Annotated in this window: 17 protein-coding genes; 12 read left to right on the top strand and 5 right to left on the bottom strand. The window is 71.1% G+C overall.

The window, feature by feature from the left end:
• Nucleotides 1-88: 88 nt before the first annotated feature.
• From N8J89_RS02115 to N8J89_RS02100, 4 genes are all read left to right on the top strand, one after another.
• A complete protein-coding gene (locus N8J89_RS02115; protein ID WP_252483144.1) occupies nucleotides 89-1,516 on the top strand; it encodes an alpha,alpha-trehalose-phosphate synthase (UDP-forming) in 1,428 nt (475 codons plus the stop codon).
• A 70-nt stretch (nucleotides 1,517-1,586) separates the two neighbouring features.
• The gene (gene otsB / locus N8J89_RS02110) at nucleotides 1,587-4,115 is read left to right on the top strand and encodes a trehalose-phosphatase (protein ID WP_283662678.1); all 2,529 of its coding nucleotides are present in this window, start codon (nucleotides 1,587-1,589) and stop codon (nucleotides 4,113-4,115) included.
• 62 nt (nucleotides 4,116-4,177) lie between these two features.
• Nucleotides 4,178-5,650, top strand: coding sequence for an alpha/beta hydrolase (locus N8J89_RS02105; protein WP_283662677.1), 1,473 nt, complete (start codon nucleotides 4,178-4,180; stop codon nucleotides 5,648-5,650).
• Between the two features lie 30 nt (nucleotides 5,651-5,680).
• The gene (locus N8J89_RS02100; protein ID WP_283662676.1) at nucleotides 5,681-7,144 is read left to right on the top strand and encodes an alpha/beta hydrolase; all 1,464 of its coding nucleotides are present in this window, start codon (nucleotides 5,681-5,683) and stop codon (nucleotides 7,142-7,144) included.
• Here the strand turns inward: N8J89_RS02100 and N8J89_RS02095 are convergent.
• On the bottom strand, nucleotides 7,128-7,751 hold the full coding sequence (locus tag N8J89_RS02095; protein WP_283662675.1) for a TetR/AcrR family transcriptional regulator: 624 nt from the start codon (nucleotides 7,749-7,751) through the stop codon (nucleotides 7,128-7,130). The genes N8J89_RS02100 and N8J89_RS02095 overlap by 17 nt on opposite strands.
• Before the next feature lie 147 nt (nucleotides 7,752-7,898).
• On the opposite strand from N8J89_RS02095, the gene N8J89_RS02090 reads away from it, so the two are divergent.
• A complete protein-coding gene (locus N8J89_RS02090; protein ID WP_283662674.1) occupies nucleotides 7,899-9,119 on the top strand; it encodes a pentapeptide repeat-containing protein in 1,221 nt (406 codons plus the stop codon).
• Here N8J89_RS02090 and N8J89_RS02085 read toward each other — a convergent pair.
• Together N8J89_RS02085 and N8J89_RS02080 are read right to left on the bottom strand one after the other, a co-directional pair.
• On the bottom strand, nucleotides 9,085-10,185 hold the full coding sequence (locus N8J89_RS02085; RefSeq protein ID WP_283662672.1) for a LacI family DNA-binding transcriptional regulator: 1,101 nt from the start codon (nucleotides 10,183-10,185) through the stop codon (nucleotides 9,085-9,087). The two genes, N8J89_RS02090 and N8J89_RS02085, sit on opposite strands and share 35 nt — an antisense overlap.
• Nucleotides 10,186-10,308: 123 nt before the next feature.
• Nucleotides 10,309-11,361: a LacI family DNA-binding transcriptional regulator gene (locus N8J89_RS02080; RefSeq protein ID WP_283662671.1), complete on the bottom strand. Its 1,053-nt coding sequence runs from the start codon at nucleotides 11,359-11,361 to the stop codon at nucleotides 10,309-10,311.
• Between the two features lie 191 nt (nucleotides 11,362-11,552).
• Here N8J89_RS02080 and N8J89_RS02075 point away from each other — a divergent pair, with 191 nt between their 5' ends.
• The 7 genes from N8J89_RS02075 (at nucleotide 11,553) to N8J89_RS02045 (ending at nucleotide 18,657) form a co-directional block, all read left to right on the top strand.
• Nucleotides 11,553-12,812 (top strand): extracellular solute-binding protein, encoded by a 1,260-nt coding sequence (locus tag N8J89_RS02075; protein ID WP_283662670.1) that lies wholly within the window; start codon nucleotides 11,553-11,555, stop codon nucleotides 12,810-12,812.
• 69 nt (nucleotides 12,813-12,881) lie between these two features.
• Entirely contained in the window at nucleotides 12,882-13,763 is an 882-nt protein-coding gene (locus N8J89_RS02070) for a carbohydrate ABC transporter permease (protein WP_283666065.1), read from the top strand.
• A 2-nt stretch (nucleotides 13,764-13,765) separates the two neighbouring features.
• Complete coding sequence (locus N8J89_RS02065; RefSeq protein WP_283662669.1) at nucleotides 13,766-14,623, top strand: sugar ABC transporter permease; 858 nt, start codon at nucleotides 13,766-13,768, stop codon at nucleotides 14,621-14,623.
• Nucleotides 14,624-14,745: 122 nt separating this feature from the next.
• The gene (locus tag N8J89_RS02060) at nucleotides 14,746-15,855 is read left to right on the top strand and encodes an ABC transporter ATP-binding protein (RefSeq protein WP_283662668.1); all 1,110 of its coding nucleotides are present in this window, start codon (nucleotides 14,746-14,748) and stop codon (nucleotides 15,853-15,855) included.
• A gap of 164 nt (nucleotides 15,856-16,019) precedes the next feature.
• Nucleotides 16,020-16,970 carry a metal ABC transporter solute-binding protein, Zn/Mn family gene (locus N8J89_RS02055; RefSeq protein WP_283662667.1) on the top strand — a complete coding sequence of 317 codons (951 nt, stop codon included), beginning with the start codon at nucleotides 16,020-16,022 and terminating at the stop codon, nucleotides 16,968-16,970.
• Nucleotides 16,967-17,791: a metal ABC transporter ATP-binding protein gene (locus tag N8J89_RS02050; protein ID WP_283662666.1), complete on the top strand. Its 825-nt coding sequence runs from the start codon at nucleotides 16,967-16,969 to the stop codon at nucleotides 17,789-17,791. Before N8J89_RS02055 ends, N8J89_RS02050 begins: the two co-directional genes overlap by 4 nt.
• Nucleotides 17,788-18,657 carry a metal ABC transporter permease gene (locus N8J89_RS02045; RefSeq protein WP_283662665.1) on the top strand — a complete coding sequence of 290 codons (870 nt, stop codon included), beginning with the start codon at nucleotides 17,788-17,790 and terminating at the stop codon, nucleotides 18,655-18,657. Before N8J89_RS02050 ends, N8J89_RS02045 begins: the two co-directional genes overlap by 4 nt.
• Here N8J89_RS02045 and N8J89_RS02040 read toward each other — a convergent pair.
• Together N8J89_RS02040 and N8J89_RS02035 are read right to left on the bottom strand one after the other, a co-directional pair.
• Entirely contained in the window at nucleotides 18,621-19,790 is a 1,170-nt protein-coding gene (locus N8J89_RS02040) for an alpha/beta hydrolase family protein (RefSeq protein WP_283662664.1), read from the bottom strand. The two genes, N8J89_RS02045 and N8J89_RS02040, sit on opposite strands and share 37 nt — an antisense overlap.
• Before the next feature lie 70 nt (nucleotides 19,791-19,860).
• Nucleotides 19,861-21,201 carry an alginate O-acetyltransferase AlgX-related protein gene (locus N8J89_RS02035; RefSeq protein ID WP_283662663.1) on the bottom strand — a complete coding sequence of 447 codons (1,341 nt, stop codon included), beginning with the start codon at nucleotides 21,199-21,201 and terminating at the stop codon, nucleotides 19,861-19,863.
• Between the last annotated feature and the right edge of the window lie 93 nt (nucleotides 21,202-21,294).

Raw genomic sequence — 21,294 nt, 5'->3', positions numbered from 1 at the left:
TACGCCAACAGGTAGACCTGCGGCGTTGTGGATAACCTCAGGTCACGGATCCCTGTCGACAAAGGAGGCGGACCCGGTGGGTGCTGCGATGGACTCGGCTGCTGACTTCATCGTGATCGCCAACCGTCTACCCGTCGACCTCGAGCGGTTGGACGACGGCACGGAGCGGTGGAAACGCAGTCCTGGCGGGCTGGTCTCCTCGCTGGAGCCGTTCCTGCGCTCGCGCAGCGGCGCCTGGGTCGGCTGGCCGGGGGTGGCCGACGCCGAGGTCGAGCCGTTCGAGGAGACTGGGGTGCAGCTGCACCCGGTGCAGCTGAGCGCGCAGGAGGTGCGCGACTACTACGAGGGCTTCTCCAACGGGACGCTGTGGCCGCTCTACCACGACGTGGTGGCCCCGCCCGCCTACCACCGCAAGTGGTGGGACGCCTACGTGAAGGTCAACCAGCGCTTCGCCGACGCCACCGCCAAGATCGCCGCCGAGGGCGCGACCGTGTGGGTGCAGGACTACCAGCTCCAGCTGGTGCCCGCGATGCTGCGGGAACAGCGGCCGGACCTGCGGATCGGGTTCTTCCTGCACATCCCGTTCCCGCCGGTGGAGCTGTTCATGCAGCTGCCCTGGCGCGGGGAGATCATCCGCGGGCTGCTCGGCGCGGACCTGGTCGGGTTCCACCGGCCGGGTGGCGCGCAGAACTTCCTCTGGCTGGCCCGCAGGCTGCTCGGCCTGGAGCCGACCAGGGGCGCGGTGGGTGTGCGCACCCGGCCCGGCCTGGTGCCGGTGGGCGACCGGCTGGTGCGGGTCGGCGCGTTCCCGATCTCCATCGACTCCGCCGGGCTGGACCAGCTCGCGCGCACCCGCGAGGTGCAGCAGCGCGCTGCGGAGATCCGGCGTGAGCTGGGCAACCCGAAGAAGATCCTGCTCGGCGTGGACCGCCTCGACTACACCAAGGGCATCGACGTCCGGCTGCGCGCGCTGCACGAGCTGCTGGCCGAGGAGCGGATCAACTCACAGGACGTGACCATGATCCAGCTGGCCACGCCCAGCCGGGAGCGGGTCGAGCACTACCAGCAGATGCGCGAGGACATCGAGCGCGGCGTGGGACGGATCAACGGCGAGTTCGCTCGGGTGGGTCACCCGGCCGTGCACTACTTGCACCAGTCGGTGGACCGCAAGGAGCTGGCCGCCTTCTTCTGTGCCGCTGATGTGATGGTGGTGACACCGGTTCGAGATGGTATGAACCTCGTCTGCAAGGAGTATGTGGCCTGCCGACACGACCTCGGTGGAACACTTGTTCTCAGTGAGTTCGCCGGAGCCGCCGCTGAACTCACGAGCGCTTTTCTCGTCAACCCGCACGATCTGGATGGCGTGAAGAACGCATTGCAGGCTGCCCTCACCGTTGATCCGGCCGAGGGCCGCCGTAGGATGCGCGCTCTGCGCCGCCAGGTCCTCACCCACGACGTCGACCGCTGGGCTCGATCGTTCCTCGAGGCCCTGGGCACGCAGAGCAACGCGACATAGGTGGCGCCCATCCCCCGGGGCGCGCCCACATAGTTCTCAACCGCCCCGAACGCCACGTAGGAGGAAGGCGTTGACCGCCGAGACCCTCCCCATCGAGTTGCGGCGCGCGATCATTCAGCTGGCTCGGACTCCGAGGCTGCTGGTCGCCTGCGACTACGACGGGACCCTGGCCCCGATCGTCGCCGATCCCGAACGTGCCCGGCCGCTGCCGGAGTCGGTGAACGCGCTGCGATCGCTGGCCGCCCTGCCCGCCACCACGATCGCGGTCATCTCCGGGCGCGCCCTGCGCGACCTGGCCACCCTGTCCCGCCTGCCGGCCGAGGTCCACCTGGTGGGCTCGCACGGCTCGGAGTTCGACGTCGGCTTCGTGCACGAGCTGGACGCCGCCGCCAAGGACCGGCTCACCCGGGTCCGCCGGGCGATCGAGGAGATCGTCGCGGACGCCCCCGGCGTGCACCTGGAGTTCAAGCCCGCCTCGGTGGCGGTGCACTCCCGGCGCGCCGAGCCGGAGATCGGCGAACGCGTCTTCGAGGCCGTCCGCCAGGGCCCGTGCACCTGGCCGGACATCCAGGTCACCGAGGGCAAGGCGGTGATCGAGCTGGCCGTGATCCAGACCGACAAGGGCCACGCCCTCGACGTGCTCCGGCACCAGGTGGCCGCCTCGGCCGCGTTCTTCATCGGCGACGACGTCACCGACGAAAAGGCATTCATCCGCCTGGCAGGCCCTGACCTGGGCGTGAAGGTGGGCGACGGCGAGAGCGCCGCGGAGTACCGCATCCCGGACACCGCCGAGGTCGCGCTGGTGCTGGCCTTCCTGCTGGAGGAGCGCCGGAACTGGCTCTACGGCGAGCAGGCGGTGCCGATCGAGCGGCTGACCATGCTCTCCAACGAGCGCTCGGTCGCCCTGGTCACCCCAGACGCCCGGCTGACCTGGCTGTGCCACCCCGAGCCGGACTCGGCGGCGATCTTCGCCGACCTGTTGGGCGGGCCGTCCGCGGGCCACTTCTCGATCAAGCCCGAGCGCAACGGCCTGCCGCTGGGCCAGCGCTACGTGCCCGGCACCATGACGGTGGAGACCCGCTGGTCCAAGCTGCTGGTCACCGACTACCTGGACCACTACGCGCCGCCGCAGCGCACCGACCTGGTGCGGGTGATCTCCGGTGACACCACCGCGCTGGTCACCTTCGCGCCGCGGCCGGAGTTCGGCCAGGTCCCGGTGTCGCTGGTGGCCGAGGACGACGGGCTGCGGGTGCTGGGCACCTCGGACCCGATCGTGCTGCGCTCCCCCGGCGTGCACTGGCAGGTCACCAGCGACGGCCAGCACGACACCGCGCAGGCCATCGTCGCGGTGCACCCCGGCTCGCCGGTGGTGCTGGAACTGCGCTGCGGCACCGACGACCTCACCGCCGCGGAGACCCCGGAGGCCGAGCGCCGCGGCCGCGCCGACCGCTACTGGTCGGAGTGGCTGGGCACCCTGGACCTGCCCAAGACCCAGCGTGAGCTGGTGGCCCGTTCCGCGCTGACCCTGCGCGGCCTGCAGCACGGGGAGACCGGCGCCTTCCTGGCCGCGGCCACCTCCTCGCTGCCGGAGGAGATCGGCGGGGTCCGCAACTGGGACTACCGCTACTGCTGGGTCCGCGACGCGGCTCTGTCCGCGCAAGCGTTGGTGTCGCTGGGCTCCCTCGCCGAGGCCGAGGCCTACCTGGGCTGGCTGCACACCGTGCTGGGCACGCTGACCAGCCCGGAGCGGCTGCACCCGCTCTACACCCTGCACGGCACCACGCTCGGCCCGGAAGCGGTGCTGGACACCCTGCCCGGCTACGCGGGCTCGCGCCCGGTGCGGGTGGGCAACCTGGCCAACCAGCAGGTCCAGCTGGACGTCTTCGGCCCGGTGGTCGACCTGGTCAAGAAGCTGACCGAGGCCAGGGGCAAGCTGACCGACGAGGACTGGCGCATGGTGCAGGCGATGGCCGAGGCGGTCACCCGCCGCTGGCACGAGCCCGACCACGGCATCTGGGAGGAGCGCGCCGCACCGCGGCACCGCGTCTACTCCAAGGTCATGTGCTGGGTCACCCTGGACCGGGCGATCGCCCTCGGCGAGAGCTTCGGCCGGGAGGTCGACCCGGAGTGGGTCAAGCTGCGCGAGACCATCCGCGCGGACGTGCTGGAGCACGGCTGGAACGACGAGGTCCAGTCCTTCACCACCGCCTACGACGGCACCGACCTGGACGCGGCCACCCTGCACATCGGCCTGTCCGGCCTGATCGACCCGGCTGACGAGCGCTTCCAGGCCACGGTCACCGCGACCGAGGCCGAGCTGCGCTCCGGCGTCACCGTCTACCGCTACCACCGCGACGACGGCCTGCCGGGTTCTGAGGGCGGCTGGCACCTGTGCGCGGCCTGGATGATCGAGGCATACCTGCTCACCGGCCGCCGGACCGAGGCCGAGGAGCTGTTCCAGCAGATGGTGGACTGTGCCGGGCCGACCGGGCTGCTGCCGGAGGAGTACGACCCGGTGGCCGAGCGCTCGCTGGGCAACCACCCGCAGGCGTACTCGCACCTGGGCCTGATCCGCTGCGCCCAACTGCTGGACGCCTGAGCCGAAAGCACCAACGAACGGGCCGTCGCGCGAACCGCGCGACGGCCCGTAGTTTCTGGCACATGCGTACCAGCCGTGCCGCGTTCGCGGCATCCCTGACGGCGCTCCTCGCGTTGTCCCTCGCTCCGCCGGTGACCGCCGCGCCGCAGAGTCCACAGTGGACAGACTGCGACGCTGACCCCGCCACCCCACTGGAATGCGCCACCCTGCGCGCGCCACTGGACTACCGGGCGCCGGGCGGGAAGACCGTCGAGCTGGCGATTTCCCGGCTCAAGGCGGCGGATCCGGCCAAGCGGCACGGGGTGCTGCTGGTCAACCCCGGCGGGCCGGGCGGCAGCGGGCTGGACATGCCGCTGGGACTCGCGCAGACCTTCCCCAAGGACGTGCTGGACCGGTTCGACCTGATCGGCTTCGACCCCCGGTTCGTGGGCAGGAGCAGTCCGCTGTCCTGCGGGTTCACCGGCACGGTCTTCGACGCGCTGTGGCCGCGGCTGCCCGGTCCCGGCGGGTTCCCGGCCGAGGCCAAGGCGGCCAAGGAGGTCGCGAGGCAGTGCCAGCGGGCGGAAGGGGACCGGTTGCCCTTCGCCTCCACCCGCAACGCCGCCAGGGACCTGGACGTGGTCAGGGCCGGGCTGGGTGAGCAGCGGATCAGCTTCTACGGCGGGTCCTACGGCACCTACCTGGGCGCGGTGTACGGGCAGCTGTTCCCGGCGCGGGTGGACCGGATGGTGCTGGACGGCGCGATCGACCCGGCCAAGGTCTGGCACGGCATGAACCGGGGCTGGGGACCGGCCGCGGAGACCGCGTTCGCGGACTGGGTGGACTGGGCGGCGGAACGGGACGCCACCTACCACTTCGGCGCGACCCCGGCCGCGGTGCGCGCGCACTACGCGGAGCTGGGCCGGGCGCTGGACCAGCGACCCGCCCAGTACGGGCAGCTGAAGCTGGACGGCAACACGCTGCGCGAGGTGAGCAGGCTGGTGCTCTACAGCGACCGCAGCGACCCGGTGCTCGCCGGGCTGGTCGCCGACCTGGCCGACGGGCAGCTCAGCGACCCGGCGGTGCGCGGCTTCCTGGACGCGGTGCTGGCCACCTTCCCCGCGGACAACTTCGTCTCGGTCTTCCTGGCCGTGCAGTGCACCGACGCCGCCTGGGACCGCGACCCGGCCCGGTACGCCGCCGAGACCGCGCTGGACGCCAAGCGGTACCCGTTCTTCGGCGCGGCCGCGGCCGGGATCGGGCCGTGCGCGTACTGGCCGCACCGGCCGCTGGAGCAGACCACCAAGATCCGCCCGGCCCGGCACGGCTCGCTGGTGGTCGGCGCCACCGGGGACTCGGCCACGCCGTACGCCGGCGCGGTCAGCATGCGCCGGATGCTCGGCGCGAACGCCCGGCTGCTGACCCTGGCGGACGCCCGGATGCACGGGCTCTACGCCCGCTACGGCAACGCCTGCGTGGACAACACGGTGACGAAGTACCTGGTCAGCGGCAGCCTGCCGGAGGCGGATCAGCGCTGCGCGAACGTACCTGGCTGATCACGTACTAAGTACACTAACTTCGGTGGCATGCCCCATCGAAGGTTCCCGCTGGCCGCGGCCGCCGTCGCCCTGCTCGCGACGACGGCCGCGCCCGCCACCGCCGAACCAGCCCCGAATCGTCCACAGTGGACAGACTGTGACGGCAAGCCCGGCACGCCCCAGGAATGCGCCACCCTGGACGTGCCCCTGGACTACCGGAACCCGGGCGGTCGCAAGATCCAGATCGCCATCTCCCGGATCAAGGCCGCCGAGGCGGCCAAGCGGCACGGCATCCTGCTGACCAACCCCGGCGGGCCGGGCGGCGCGGGCCTGGACCTGCCGAGCGACCTGCACTCCAGGCTGCCCAAGGACGTGCTGGACCGCTTCGACCTGATCGGCATGGACCCGCGCGGGATCGGGCAAAGCGGGCAGGTCGAGTGCGGCCAGACCGGTTCGCTGTTCGAGGTGACCTGGCCCCGGCACCCCGGCAAGCACGGCTTCGCCGCCGACGCGCGGGCCGCCGCCGACCTCGCCCGGCAGTGCCACCAGCGCTTCGGCGACCGGGCGCCGTTCCTCACCACCCGCAACGTCGCCCGCGACCTGGACGTGGTGCGGGCCGCGCTCGGCGAGCGCACGGCCAGCTACTTCGGCACCTCCTACGGCACCTACCTGGGCGCGGTCTACACCCAGCTGTTCCCGGACCGGGCCGACCGGGTGGTGCTGGACAGCGCGGTCGACCCGGCCTCGGCCTGGCGGCCGAGCTTCCGCAACTGGGGCCCGGTGAACGAGCAGGCGCTGTCCGAGTGGGCGGACTGGACGGTGCGCAACGGCGCGCCGCTGGGCCAGACCGCCGAGCGGGTCCGGGCCCGGCTGGACGCGCTGCTGCCGGAGCTGGACCGGCACCCGGTCCGGCACGGCTCGTTCACCTTCACCGGCGAGGTGCTGCGCCCCGTGGTCCGCGGGGTGCTCTACGACGAGCGCGACAACCCGGCGCTGACCGCGCTGATCAGCGACCTGGACCGCGGCGAGCTGCGCGATCCGGCGGCGATCGCGCTGGCGGACCAGGTGGCCGCGCTGCCGCCCGCGGACCAGCTGTTCTCCAGCCACCTGGCCGTGGCCTGCGACGACGCCGAGTGGCCGCGCGATCCGGCCCGCTACGCGGTGGACTCGGCCCTGGATGGGCACAGGTACCCGTTCTTCGGCGCGGCGGCGAGCAACATCCACCCGTGCGCGTTCTGGCCGGGCAAGCCGATCGAGCCGCCGACCCAGGTGGTGCCGGGCCGGGCGAAGAGCGTGCTGGTCGTGCAAGCCTCCGGCGACACCGCCACGCCGCTGGCCGGGGCCAAGGGACTGCGCCGCGCCCTCGGCGAGCAGGGACGGCTGGTGCTGCTGGAGAACACCCGCGTGCACGGGGTCTACGCCAACTCCGGCAACGCCTGCGTGGACGCGGAGGTGACCGGCTACCTCGTCGGCGGCACGTTGCCCGCCAAGGACGTCAGCTGCCAGAAGTAGTGCCGAGCACCAGGTCCAGCCCGGCCTCGAACAGCTCCTCCTCGTCGAGGCCGGGCAGCACCGAGAGCACCGCGTGCAGTGCGGGATGGGTCTCCGGCGGGAAGTCCGCCGCGGTCGGCAGCCCCTCGGGGTGCTGGACCATCTTGGCCGTGTTGCGGGTCAGGCTGCCCAGCACCAGCCAGTTGGCCGCGGCCCCGCGCAGCAGCGCCTCGCGCGGGGACATCCCGGTGTGCAGCAGCGCGGCGAAGGCGGCCTCGTTGAGCCGCAGGTCGTACTCGCCGGGCCGGTCCATCCGCACCACCAGCTGGATCAGGCAGGGGTGGGCCAGCAGCACCGCCCGGTGCGCGCGCATGGCCCGCTTCAGGCCCTCGGTCCCCTCCTCCAGCGCGGGCAGCGGGGTGCGGGTGACCAGGTCCTCGTAGGCCGCGGCGAGCAGCTCGTCCTTGCCGGCGAAGTAGGTGTAGATCGCCATCGGCTTGGCGCCCAGCGCGGTGGCCAGCGCGCGGATGGTGAGCCCGTCCACGCCGTCGGCGTCCATCAGCTCGATCGCCTTGGCCAGCACCAGCGACCGGTTCAGCCTGCCCCGAGTGCGCGGCGCCTGAGTCATAGCGGCAAGGATAACCGGGGAGATTTACGAAGGCGCACGTGACAATTCGACGGCGCCGGTCGAATGGTGAGTTCATTCTCTCGGCCGTCCGGGTGGAAAAACATCCTTCACCAGGAGGAACGGCAGATCGGGAGAGACAATCTGGGCATGGAGCCCTGGCTGTGGGTCGGCGGTGGCGCGGCCGGTCTGGTGACCGCGGTCGTGCTGCTGCTGGTGCGTGCGCGCCGGGCGGACAAGGACAAGCAGAGCGTCATGCTCGGCGCCACCATCTGCGGCGCGATCGGCGTGCTCGGCCTGGCCGTGGGCTGGCTGCTGAGCTCCGATCCGGGCGCGGGCCGGGCCGAGGCGCTCAAGACCGGCGGTGTCGCCTCCGGTGCGCTGATCGCGCTGTACGCGTTGTGGCTCAACGACCGCAGGCGGCGCACCGAGGAGGACCGGCGGGAGATCGAGCGGGACCGGCAGACCGTGGAGGTGGCCCGCCAGGAGCTGGAGCGGGTGCGCGCCATGCACGACCGGGAGCGGGTGGCCGACGAGCGGTTCGCCCGCTCGGTGGAGCTGCTCGGGCACGAGGCGGACCAGGTCCGGGTGGGCGCGCTGCACGCACTCGTGGGCCTGGCGCGGGCGCACCCGACGCGCACCCAGACCGTGGTGGACGTGCTGTGCTCCTACCTGCGCCGCCCGTTCCGGCACGAGCGCTACAAGACCCTGCGCAACCAGCTCAGCGGCGAGGACATCCAGCCGCCGCCCAAGCCCAAGAAGCTGCCGCACGCCGAGGACGAGCAGGACCGCGCGGAGGACCGGGAACGCCAGGTCCGGCTGGCCGCGCAGCGGCTGGTCGCGGAAATCCTGCGCAACGCGCCGGAGGACGTGGTGTGCAACCTCGACCTGACCGGCGCGGTGCTGGAGAACTTCGTGCTCAACCAGTGCCGGGTCGGCGTGTTCAGCGCCCCGGACGCCGAGCTCTACGCCGGCTTCACCCTGGACGCGGTCACCTTCACCGGCACCGTCGAGCTGACCGGCAGCCTGTTCTACGGAAAAGCGAGTTTCAGCACCTCGGAGTTCCACGGCGAGGTCCAGGCCGCGGAAACGGAATTCCACGATGACGCGATCTTCAGCTTCATCAAGGCGTTCAAATACGTCAACCTGGAAAGCGCGGTGTTCAAACGCGCCGCCCTGTTCGACGAATCCACCATCGAGACGCTGAACCTGGACCTGGCCGACATCGGCGAGGTCCTCGGCATGCAGAACGTCGAGCTGACCAACCCCGAGGACCGGTTGCGGCTGCCCCGGGGCTGGCGCGCGGTGCTGGACCGCAAGGGCAAGGTGCTCGAGGTCAGGGGCCGTACCACTGCTGAGCGGCTGGCTTAGGCGCGCCCGAGCTGGTGCCCACGATCAGTTCGGTGTCCAGGGTGACCGTGCGCGGGCGGCCGGGGTCGACCGTGTCCAGCAGCAGCCGGCCCGCGGCCCTGCCCTTCTCCAGCACCGGCTGGCGCACCGTGGTCAGCCCGGCGCGCTCGGCGTCCGGGATGCCGTCGAAGCCGGTCACGGTCAGGTCCTGAGGCACCCGCAGCCCCCGCCGCTCGGCCTCGGCCAGCGCGCCGAGACCGAGGATGTCGGAGGTGCAGATGATCGCGGTGATCTCCGGGTCGCGGTCGAGCAGCTGGGCGGCGGCGGTGGAGCCGGAGGCGATGGTGTGGTCGAAGCGCTCGACCACCGGCACGCCGGTCCAGTCCACGCCGGCCGCGGCGAACTCGGTGGCCAGCGCCTCCAGCCGGGCGCGCTGCACGTGGAAGTGCGCCTCGTGCTGACGGTGCACCGGCACGAAGCTGTCGTTGCGGTCGCGGGCCAGGCGCATGCAGACCACGCCGACCCTGCGGTGCCCCAGCTCGATCAGGTGCCGGGCCATCCGGCCCATCGCGCCGCGGTCGTCGATGCCGACCCGGTCCACGGTGCCGATCTCCGGCTGGTCGCAGACCACGGTGGGCACCGGGCGCTCCAGCACCGCGGCCAGGTGCGGGTCGTCATCGGGCACCGAGTAGACGACGAAGCCGTCCACCCCGGCCCGGTGCACCGCGGCCACGTCCTCGCGCTCGGGGTTGGCCGGCACCAGCAGCAGGCCGGTCCCGGCGTCCTCGCAGGCCAGCGCCAGTCCTTCGAGGAAGGCGATGGCCGCTGGGTCGCGGAAGGCGTAGGAGAGGTTCTCGGTGAGCAGCAGCCCGACCGCGCCTGCCTTGCGGGTGCGCAGCGAACGGGCCACCGGGTCAGGTCCCGGGTAGCCGAGTCTGCGGGCCGTCTCCAGCACTCGCCGCCGGAGTTCCGGCGAGAGCTGGTCCGGCCGGTTGTAGGCGTTGGATACCGTCGTGCGGGAGACCCCGAGTTCCGCTGCCAGCGACGCCAGTGTCGCGGGGCGCCGCGCGTTCAAAGACCGCGCCATGAAGTGACCGTAACGGTTCAGAACCACCTAGTGAAGCCTGGGTGACCAAGCTGTGTTCAGAGCCATGAAAGGCCAGCTCGTTCGGGTGATCACCAGCCGCATTGGTCCAGACCATCTCAGAGGTCAGGACAACGGCGCGGTCGACTCCCTGACCACCAGCTTCGGCCGGAACACCCGGCTGTAACTGCCCCCGGCGCGGCGCGCGGCCGGGTTCAACCGCTGGACCAGCTCGTCCACCGCGGCCCTGGCCATCTCCTCGATCGGCTGGGCCAGCGTGGTCAGCGCGGGCGAGCAGTAGGCGGCCAGCGGGATGTCGTCGAAGCCGACGATGGACAGCTCGCGCGGCACGGACAGCCCGCGCCGGTGCGCCTCGCGCAGCGCGCCCAGGGCCATGTGGTCGGAGGAGCAGATCACCGCGGTGGGCCGGGGGCCGTCGAGCAGACCGGCCATCGCGGCCGCGCCCCCGGCCGCGCCGTAGGGGGCGTGCGCGACCAGCGCCGGGTCGGCGGGCAGCCCGGCTTCTTCCAGCGCGGCGGACCAGCCCGCGCGCTTGAGCCGGGAGGGCAGCGAGCGGGCCGGGCCGCAGACGAAGCCGATCCGCCGGTGCCCGAGCTCGACCAGGTGCCGGGCGGCCAGGTAGCCGGCGACCTGCTCGTCCACCGTCACGTCCGGCACGTCCAGCGCGGGCGCGCCCCCGTTGACGAAGACCATCTGCACACCGTCGGCCAGCAGCTTGCTGTAGTAGCTGGCGCCGCCGTCCTCGGCGTTGTTGATCTCCGGCGAGACGAAGACCATGCCCTCCACGCCGCGGGCGAGCAGCATCCGGACATATTCCTCTTCGACCAGCTCCCGCCCGTCCAGGTCGGCCCCGTCCGCGCGCAGGCTGGCCGAGCGGGTGTTGCACAGCAGCGAGCCGTAGCCCGCGCGGGCGGCCCTGGTCTCCAGGGCTTCGGCGAAGGCGGGGAAGACCGGGTTGGACAGTTCGGGCACCAGCAGGCCGATCACCCCGGTGCGTTGCAGCGCCCCGAGGCCGCGCGGGGTGTAGGGCAGGTCGGCGAGCACGCCGAGCACCCGTTGCCGGGTCGCCTCGTTGACCCCGGCCCGCCGGTTCAGGACCCGGCTGACCGTGGAGATGCTGACCCCGGCCGCACGCGCGATATCGGCAAGTCCCGTCACGAGCCGACAGCCTGCCGCGTACAGCAAGTTTTTGCAATCACTGGTCCATCCGGCGCTGTTACCTGCCCCCGTTACGGCTTGGTTACGCGGTAGACCTTGACCAAACCCGGGCATTGGGTATGAAATCCGCGTCAGCCTCAACGCAAAAGCTTGCAAAGATGCAGCGGGTACCGGAGGGAACGACAGCAACGATGCGACGCACTTCCCGAGGACAGGTTTCACAGCTCGCCAAGGCCGCCGCCCTCGGCCTGGCCGGTGCGCTGGCCCTCACCGCCTGTGGTGGCGGTGGTGGCGCGGGCGACTCCAGCAAGGTCGTCTACTGGGACACCAGCGGTCCCAACGAGTCCCCCGTGTTCAAGAAGATCGCGGAGGGCTGCGCGAGCAAGGACGGCTACCAGGTCTCGGTGGAGACGGTGGCCTTCGACCAGGCCCGCAGCAACTTCAAGACCAGCGCGCAGGGCGGCCAGGGCGCGGACGTGTTCCGGGCCGAGGTGGCCTGGGTGCCGGAGCTGGCGCACAACGGCCTGGTGGTCGACCTGACCGACACCGCGCTGGGCAAGGACACCGCCGACTTCCTGGAAGTCCCGCTGGGCTCGACCAAGTACAACGGCAAGACCTACGGCGTCCCGCAGGTCACCGACGCGCTGGCGCTCTACTACAACAAGAAGGCGCTGGCCGACGCCGGGATCGCGGTGCCGACCACCTGGGACCAGGTCAAGGCCGCCGGCGCCAAGCTGGGCGAGAAGACGTTGTTCATCAACAACGACGGCTACTACGCGCTGCCGTTCATCTACGGCCAGGGCGGTGACCTGGTGGACACCGCGAGCAAGAAGATCCTGGTCAACTCGCCGGAGTCGGTGCAGGGCCTGGAGACCGCGAAGGGCCTGCTGGACGCCAAGGCGGCGCAGACCGCGCAGGACCCGACCAACTCCAACACCAACATGAAGGCCGCCTTCTCCACCGGCGGCGTGGCCATGGTCATCGACGGCCCGTGGGCCGCGGTGGACCTGCTCAAGGGCGACGCCTTCAAGGACCCGGCCAACCTGGGCATCGCGCCGGTCCCCGGCGGCTCGGCCGGCTCCAGTTCCCCGGTCGGCGGGCACGACTACGTGGTGCGCCAGGGCAGCAAGGCCAAGGACAACGCGATCAAGCTGGTGCAGTGCATGTCCAGCACCGCCTCCCAGGTGACCATCGCCAAGGAGCTGGGCCTGCTGCCCACCCGCAAGTCGGCCTACGAGTCGGCCGAGGTCAAGGCGCAGCCGGTGGTCGCGGGCTTCACCCCGGTGGTGCAGAAGGCGCACCCGCGCCCGTGGATCCCGCAGGGCGGCGAGCTGTTCGACCCGCTGAAGATCGCTTACGCGGACGTGCTCTCCGGCAAGAAGACGGCCAAGGCGGCCCTGGACGAGGCGGCCAAGACCTACAAGGACCAGGTCGTCAAGGACTACAGCTGATTCAGGCGTCCCCGGAGAGATGAGCTAGTCGTGCGGAACTTCTTCGCCAGGCATTGGTACGCCTACGCGATGGTGCTGCCGGTCGTGGTGGTGATCGGGGTGCTCGTCCTGCTGCCGCTGGTGCAGGGCGTGTACTACAGCTTCACCAACATCAACGAAGCCACGATCGCCAACCCGATCCTGGACCGGCCGGCCACCTATGAGTGGGTCGGGCTGACCAACTACCTCAACGTGCTCTCCGGGGACCCCTCCTACGGGGACTTCTGGGCCGTGCTGGTGCGCACGCTGGTCTGGACCTTCGCCAGCGTGTTCTTCCACTACGTGATCGGCCTGGGCCTGGCGGTGCTGCTCAACCGGCGGATCGCCGGGCGCGGGCTGTACCGGGTGCTGCTGATCCTGCCCTGGGCGGTGCCCGCGTTCATCAGCGCGTTCGCCTGGAAGTACATGTTCAACGCGCAGTACGGGATCATCAACCAGCTGCTCGGCTCGATCGGGCTGCCGCAGCCGGTGTGGCTGGGCCAGTCCGACCTGGCGCTGGTCGCGGTGATCATCGTCAACATCTGGCTGGGCGTGCCGTTCATGATGGTGGCCCTGCTCGGCGGCCTGCAGTCCATCCCTGGCGAGCTGTACGAGGCGGCCGAGATCGACGGCGCCTCCGCCTGGCAGCGCTTCCGCAACATCACCCTGCCCGGCCTGCGCTCGGTGTCCAGCACCGTGGTGCTGCTGGGCACCATCTGGACCTTCAACATGTTCGCGGTGATCTACCTGGTCACCGGCGGGATCAACCCGAACACCCGCATCCTGGTCATCTACGCCTTCGAGCGGTTCTTCTCGGGCGCCTCCCGGGACTACGCGATCGCCTCGACCTACGGCGTGCTGATCCTGTCGCTGCTGCTGGTGTTCGCCTCCGGCTACCGCAGGGCGCTGCGCAAGCAGGGCGAGGTGTGGTGAAGATGTCGACAAAGCTGAAGCGCGACCAGCGTTCTCCCCTGGCCAGTTTCGGACTGCACGCCACGCTCGTGGTGGCCTCGGTGATCGCGGTGTTCCCGGTGTTCTGGGTGCTGGTCACCTCGTTCAAGCCGGACTCCCGCGCGGTGGAGCCGACCCCGAAGCTGATCAACGAGTTCACCGCGGGCAACTACACCGACGTGCTCTCCGGCGCCAAGGGCGACTTCCTGGCCTGGTTCGGCAACTCGGTGCTGATCGCCCTGCTGACCACGGTGATCGCGGTGTTCCTGTCCGCGACCACCGGCTACGCGGTCAGCCGGTTCCGCTTCCCCGGCTACCGCCCGGCGATGCTGAGCTTCCTGATCATCCAGATGTTCCCGTTCGCGGTGCTGATCGTGCCGCTGTACAACATCATGCTCAGCCTGGGCCTGCAGGGCAGCAGCCTCGGCCTGGTGCTGATCTACTGCACCACCGCGATCCCGTTCTGCGCCTACATGCTCAAGAGCTACTTCGACACCATCCCAGCCGACATCGACGAGGCGGGGCGGATCGACGGGCTGTCCCACTTCGGCGTGTTCTGGCGACTGGTGCTGCCGCTTGCCAAGCCGGGCTTGGCGGTGACCGCTTTCTACGCCTTCCTCACCGCCTGGGGCGAGGTGGCCTTCGCCTCGGCCTTCCTGTCCGCGGCTGACGAGAACAAGACGCTGGCGGTCGGGCTCCAGGTTTTCGTGCAGCAGAACCGCACGGAGTGGGGCCACCTGGCAGCTGCATCGATTCTGGTCGCGATCCCCGCGGTCATCGTCTTCTACCTGGTGCAACGGTTCCTGGTAACCGGGCTCGCCGCGGGCGCGGTGAAGGGCTGACCCGGGCAGGGGCCGCCGCCATTGTCTGAGGTCTTTACCAATTAGTGTCGCCCAGGGGGCTGACGTGAGACCGCTCACCAGCTATTTTGGCGTCACCTGCATCACTTCGAAAGGGACCACACATGGCCGAGGTCGCCTACGTCAACGCCTCGCGGGTCTACGCGGGCACGCCGCCGGTGCGAGCTGTGGACCAGCTCCAGCTGGACATTGCCGATGGCGAGTTCCTCGTGCTCGTGGGCCCCTCCGGCTCGGGTAAGTCCACCGCGCTGCGCATGCTGGCCGGGCTGGAGGACGTCGACGAGGGCGCGATCCAGATCGGCGGCAAGGACGTCACCAACGTGCCGCCGAAGGGTCGGGACATCGCCATGGTGTTCCAGTCCTACGCGCTCTACCCGCACATGACCGTCGGGGAGAACATGGGCTTCGCGCTCAAGCTCCGCGGCGTGCCGAAGCCGCAGATCAAGGAGAAGGTCCTTGAGGCGGCGAAGATGCTGGACCTGGAGAAGTACCTCGAGCGCAAGCCGAAAGCGCTTTCCGGTGGCCAGCGCCAGCGGGTCGCGATGGGCCGCGCGATCGTCCGCGAGCCCAGCGTCTTCCTGATGGACGAGCCGCTGTCCAACCTGGACGCCAAGCTCCGCGTGGAGACCCGCGCGAACATCGCCACCCTCCAGCAGCGGCTGGGCACCACCACCATCTACGTGACCCACGACCAGGTCGAGGCGATGACCATGGGTCACCGGGTCGCGGTGCTCAAGGACGGCCTGCTCCAGCAGTGCGACACCCCGCGCGCGCTGTACGAGACCCCGGCCAACGCCTTCGTGGCCGGCTTCATCGGCTCGCCCGCGATGAACCTCAAGACCGTGCCGCTGACCAGCAGTGGCGCCCAGATCGACGGCTTCGAGGTGCAGCTGCCGCGCAACGTGCTGGACAAGGTCGGCTCGGCAGGCCTGACCGAGGTCACCTTCGGCGTCCGGCCCGAGTCGCTCCGGCTGGTCTCCTCCGAGGAGGACGGCATGAGCATGGTGGTCGAGCTGGTCGAGGAGCTCGGCGCGGACGCGATCCTCTACGGCAGCGTGCGCATCGGCGACCGCCCGGAGCGGTTCACCGTGCGTGTCGACGGCCGCACGCCCCCGGCGCTGGGCCAGACCGTCAAGGTCGGCCTGCGCGACCACGGCGAGGTGCACCTGTTCCACCCGGAGACCGGCGACCGCCTCACGGCGACCACCGTCTGACCTGGTTCTTTCCGCGCAACGGCGTGGTCGCGATGCATTCGTGACCACGCCGTTCCGCTTATGAGTCACGCCCGGACGGTGGCACGGGGTCCGGCGGGTTAGGCTGAACTCGACAACGGTTTCCATTCTTACGAGTGCAGCCACCCCGTTCGGAGGAGGATTCGATGACTCCGCGTCACATCCGGCCGGTGGGTGCGGTCGCCGCCCTCACCGCGGCCGCGCTCGCCCTGACCGCTTGCGGTGGCGGCACGCCCGCCGGCAACAGCGGCAGCCCCAGCCCGTCCGCGGACGGCAAGCTCTCCGTGGTGGCCTCCACCAACGTGTGGGCCGACGTGGCCCGCGCGGTGGGCGGGGACGCGGTGTCGGTCAAGGCGATCGTCGGCGCCACCGGGGACCCGCACTCCTACGAGTCCTCCGCTGCGGACGCGGCCACCGTGCGCGGGGCGGCGCTGGTGGTGTTCAACGGCGGCCACTACGACGACTTCGTGCCGCAGATGATCAAGAACGACGCCGCGAAGCCGGTGGTCGAGGCGATGAAGGTGGCGAGCCAGGACGAGCACGCCAAGGCCGAGCCCGCCGACGCGCACGAGCACGCCAACGAGCACCTCTGGTACGACCTGGACGTGGTCGAGGACGTGGCCAAACAGATCGCGACCAAGCTCGGCGAGCTCAAGGCCGACGGCAAGGACAAGTACACCGCCAACGCGCAGGCGTTCACCGCCAAGATCGACGCGCTGGAGCAGAAGGTGGATGCGGTCAAGCAGGCGCACAAGGGCGTCAAGGTCGCGGCCACCGAGCCGATCGCGCACTACCTGCTCGAGGAGGCCGGGCTGGCCGACGTCACCCCGGCCCAGTTCAGCAAGGCCGTCGAGGAGGAGAACGACCCGCCTGCCGCCGCGATCGCGGAGATCCAGAAGCTGATCACCGAGCGGACCGCGCGGGTGCTGGTGTACAACCCGCAGACCGAGTCACCGGTCACCAAGCAGGTCAAGGAGAACGCGGTCAAGGCGAACGTCCCGGTGGTCGAGCTGACCGAGACGCTCCCGGAGGGCAAGGACTACACCCAGTGGATGGGCGAGCAGATCGACAAGCTGGCCGCGGCGCTGAAGCAGTGACGCCGGCGGTCCGACTCCGCGGCGCCCGGCTCGCCTTCGGCGACCGGGTGCTCTGGGACGGGCTGGACCTGGACGTGGCGCCGGGTGAGTTCCTGGCCGTGCTGGGCCCCAACGGTTCCGGCAAGACCAGCCTGCTGCGGGTGCTGCTGGGCATGAACGAGCTGACCGGCGGCACCGCCGAGGTCGGCGGCGCGCCGGTGCGCGGCGGCAGCACCCGGATCGGCTACATCCCGCAGCAGCGCGCGGTGGACACCTCGCTCGCCCTGCGCGGCCGGGACCTGGTCGGACTGGGCCTGGACGGGCACCGCTGGGGACCGTTCGCGCTGCGCGGGCGGGCCGGGCGGGCCCGCCGGATCGACGCCGCGCTGGCCTCGGTCGGCGCGTCGGGCTACGCCAAGGCCCCGGTCGGCCTGCTCTCCGGCGGTGAGCAGCAGCGGCTGCGGGTGGCCCAGGCGCTGGTCGGCGAGCCCGCGGTGCTGCTCTGCGACGAGCCGCTGCTGTCCCTGGACCTGGCGCACCAGCGGGTGGTCAGCTCGCTGATCGGCGAGCGGTCCAGGCAGACCGGAGCGGCGGTGCTGTTCGTCACGCACGAGATCAACCCGGTGCTGGACCAGGTGGACCGGGTGCTCTACCTGGTGGACGGCCGGTTCCGGATCGGCCCGCCGGCCGAGGTGATGACCACCGAGACGCTCAGCGAGCTGTACCGGACCAGGGTCGAGGTGCTGCGACTGCGGGACCGGATCGTGGTGGTCGGCGCGGACGCCGAGACCACCCCGGCCGACTGCCACCACGTGCGGGAGCCCGCGGAGGAGCTGCGATGAGCCTGGAGTCGTTCTTCGCCAAGCTGTTCGACTTCCAGGCCACGGCAGCCCTGCTCGGCGAGGACTTCGTGCAGAACGCCCTGCTCACCGGGCTGGTGCTGGGCCTGGTCTCCGGGGTGCTGGCGCCGATGGTGGTGGCGCGCAAGATGTCCTTCGCCGTGCACGGCACCGCGGAGCTGGCCTTCACCGGCGCGGCCGCGGCCCTGCTGCTCGGCTTCAGCGTGGGCACCGGGGCGCTGCTCGGCTCGGTGGTGGCCGCGCTGATGCTGGGGCTGCTCGGGCAGAAGGACACCGAGCGGGACTCGGTGATCGGCGCGGTGCTCTCCTTCGGACTGGGCCTCGGCGTGCTGCTGCTCGCGGTGAACCCCATTCGCACCAACAACAAGTTCAGCCTGCTGATCGGGCAGATCGTGACCGTGGACCCGGGCGAGCTGACCCTGTTCGCGGTCACCGCCGCGGTGGTGCTGCTGGCCTTCGCGCTGATCTACCGGCCACTGCTGTTCGCCAGCGCGGACGAGCAGGTCGCGGCCGCCAGGGGTGTCCCGGTGCGGCTGCTGACCCCGCTGTTCGCGGTGCTCGTCGGCGTGGCGACCGCGCTGGGCGTGCAGACCGTCGGCGCGCTGCTGGTGCTGGCGCTGATGGTGACGCCGGGCGCGGCCGCCGCCAGGGTCACCGCCCGGCCCGGCCTGGCGATCCTGCTCTCGGTGGTCTTCGCCGAGGTCGCCGCGATCGGCGGCATCCTGCTGTCACTGGCCCCCGGCGTCCCGGTCAGCGCGTTCATCACCGCGTTGTCCTTCCTGATCTACCTGGTGTGCCGGGGGATCGGCGGCTATCGGCTGAACCGGGCGAAGTCCGCCACGGTCTGAACCGCGGCCAGCCTGGCAGTGGTGTTGTGCGCCACCTCGCCCAGGTCGGTCACCGGCGCGCCGCTCTGCTCCGCGCAGGTCTCGCTGTGCCGGAAGGCCACGTCCGCGTCGCTGGTGGAGGCGAACAGCTTCACCGGCACCCTCGGCCGCCACTGGCAGCTGGTGCTCTCCTTGGCGAACAGCGCGCGCAGCGCCGGCTCCGGGTTGGCCAGGCGCTCCCGGAACTCCGGGGTGAAGAAGTCCTCGACCTTCTGCGGCAGCCGGGGGAACAGCTCCTGGCTGGGCGTGTGGCCGTCGAACAGCGGGGCCAGCTCGGGCTTGCGGAACACCTTGGCCGGGTCGTCGTAGAGGTGGTAGAGCCGCTGCCAGGAGGTCACCGCGAAGCCGAGGTAGGGCACCGCGTTGTTGACCCGGCCCGCCACCGCCTCCGCGACCGCCCAGGACAGGTCGTAGGGCCCGCTGACCGCCGCGATCGCCCGCACGCCCAGCCCCGGCTCCCGGCCCTCCTGCAGCGCGTGGCCCAGCGCCATCGCGCCGGAGCCGCCCTGGGAGAACCCGGTCACCAGCAGCCGCCGGTCCACCACGACGCCCCGCCGCGCCATCATCGCCCGCGCGGCCCGCACCGCGTCCGCGCTGGCGGTCACCAGCGAGGCGTGGTGCATGTACGGGTGGTAGCCCGAGCCCTTGCCGAGGCCGAGGTAGTCCGGCGCCACCGCCAGGTGACCGGCCGAGGCGAACAGATAGCTGATCCGCCGGTCCGCGCCATCCGGCCGCACCGAGGGCTGCTCGCCCCGGTAGACCTGGGTGCCGTGCAGCCAGGTGACCGCGCTGAGCAGCCGTCGCGGCTCCCTGGGCACCGCGACCAGCGCGGTGGCGGTCGCCGGTTCCCGGTGCGCGTCCACCGTCCGGTAGGTGATCCGGAAACCGTCCACCGCGCGGGTGGCCAGCGGTGAGGCCATCCCGCTCTTGCCGAGGTAGTCCGGCATGTCCTTCGCCTCGACCGAGCCCACCGGCTCCGCCGAGACCAGCGTTCCGCGCTCCGGCGGCGTCTTGGCCAGCGCCGTCATCGGCAGCGCGGCCAGTGACGCGGCCACACCGACCGCGGCCACCGCCTTCACCCCAGTGATCTTCATGCGGTCAGCCTGCCGGGGGCCGGCAGCGGGCACACCAGGGTCAGACCCCGAACCGGCGCGGGAGTTTCCCCTACCTCGGCCGGGGTTTCGCCGCCAGCTCGCGGCCGAAGGCGTCGATGAACTCGTTGCCGAGGAAGCCCGCGGTGCCGCTGGTCAGGTTGCGCTCGACCGCCTCGAAGACCACCACGTCGTTGTCCACGGCCAGCTTGCCCGAGCGGACCGGGTCCTTGACCGCGTGACCGTAGTGGTAGGCGGTGAAGTTGGACAGCGCGGCGTGCAGGTACCGGCCGGTGGACTCCAGGAACGAGTCGCCGAAGAGCATCACCCGGCCGCCGACCACGCCGGGGATCTCCTTGGAGGTGATCCGCTCCGGCTCGGTGAACTTGCTGTCCAGCGGCTTGACCCGGTTCTCCTGGCCGTCCGGGCGGATCTCGTAGCGGAACCCGGTCACCTTGCCCTGCTTGCCGGACATCAGCGCCAGGTCGCCGGGGTTGCTGTAGGGCACGCTCAGCGAGATCGACCAGGGCTTGGTCACCCCGGGGTTGAGCCGTTCGCTGAGCGAGCGCACCGCGGAGACCGCGCCCTCGTCGCTCCAGTGCGTGTCGTCCTTGTGGTAGACCGGGCGGCCCAGCCGCTGCTTGGTCTCGTTCAGGATCGGGCGCAGGTCCAGCACGCCGGGCTCGGTGGCGAACCGGTTCCAGAACTCGGCGCCGATGGCCGGGGCGCAGTCCTTGCCGCCGTAGCTGTCCGGCAGGAAACCGGGCTCCATGGTGCTCTTGTCCGGCGGGACCATCAGCAGGAAGGCCCGCCCGGAGGACTCCACCACCCCGCGCAGCTTGCGCACCTGGTCCAGCACCTGGTTGAGCGACTTGTCCGGCCGGCACTTGGCCTGCATGTCCATGCCGAAGAACAGCCAGTCGTCCTTGCCCTGGATGACCTTGGTGAACCCGGGCAGCACGGACTGCTGGTCCACCGGGACCGGCTGGTTGGGCAGCTGCGGCTGGGGCTGCGGCGAGGTGGTCTGGTTGCCCGGCACCGGGCCCTGCGGCTGCTGGCCGCGGTCCAGCGGGGCGGGCTCGCCGAAGAGGCCCTCGCTGATGCCGTTCGCCGCGCGCACCGCGTCCTGGCGGAACACCAGGTGGTCGGTGGCCCACTGGGACAGGCCGGTGAAGAAGCCCCAGCCGTCGCTCAGGCTGGGGAAGGCCGCCAGCGGCCGGTTCTCGAACGCCTCCGGCCGCGCGCCCAGCGTCCAGACCAGCAGCGGGGTCAGGAAGAAGATCACGGCCGCGGTCAGCGCGGTGCGCTGGCGGTGGCCGTGCCGCGGCCGGTGCAGCGAGTGCTCACGGGGCAGCAGCGCCTCGTGCACGCTCGGCAACTGCACCCGGTGCCGCGGGTCGCCCTGGACGCTCACCCGACCACGGTAACCGGATCGGGCGGACCGTGTTCACGGATCTGCCCGGCGGCGAAAAATGAGAGGCAGCCGACAGGCGGCGGGGCTAGCCTC

The organism is Crossiella sp. CA-258035 (genome assembly GCF_030064675.1).
Taxonomy (GTDB): domain Bacteria; phylum Actinomycetota; class Actinomycetes; order Mycobacteriales; family Pseudonocardiaceae; genus Crossiella.
The sequence above is the reverse complement of the archived record's forward strand: the minus strand, read 5'-3'. Positions and strand labels throughout refer to the sequence as shown.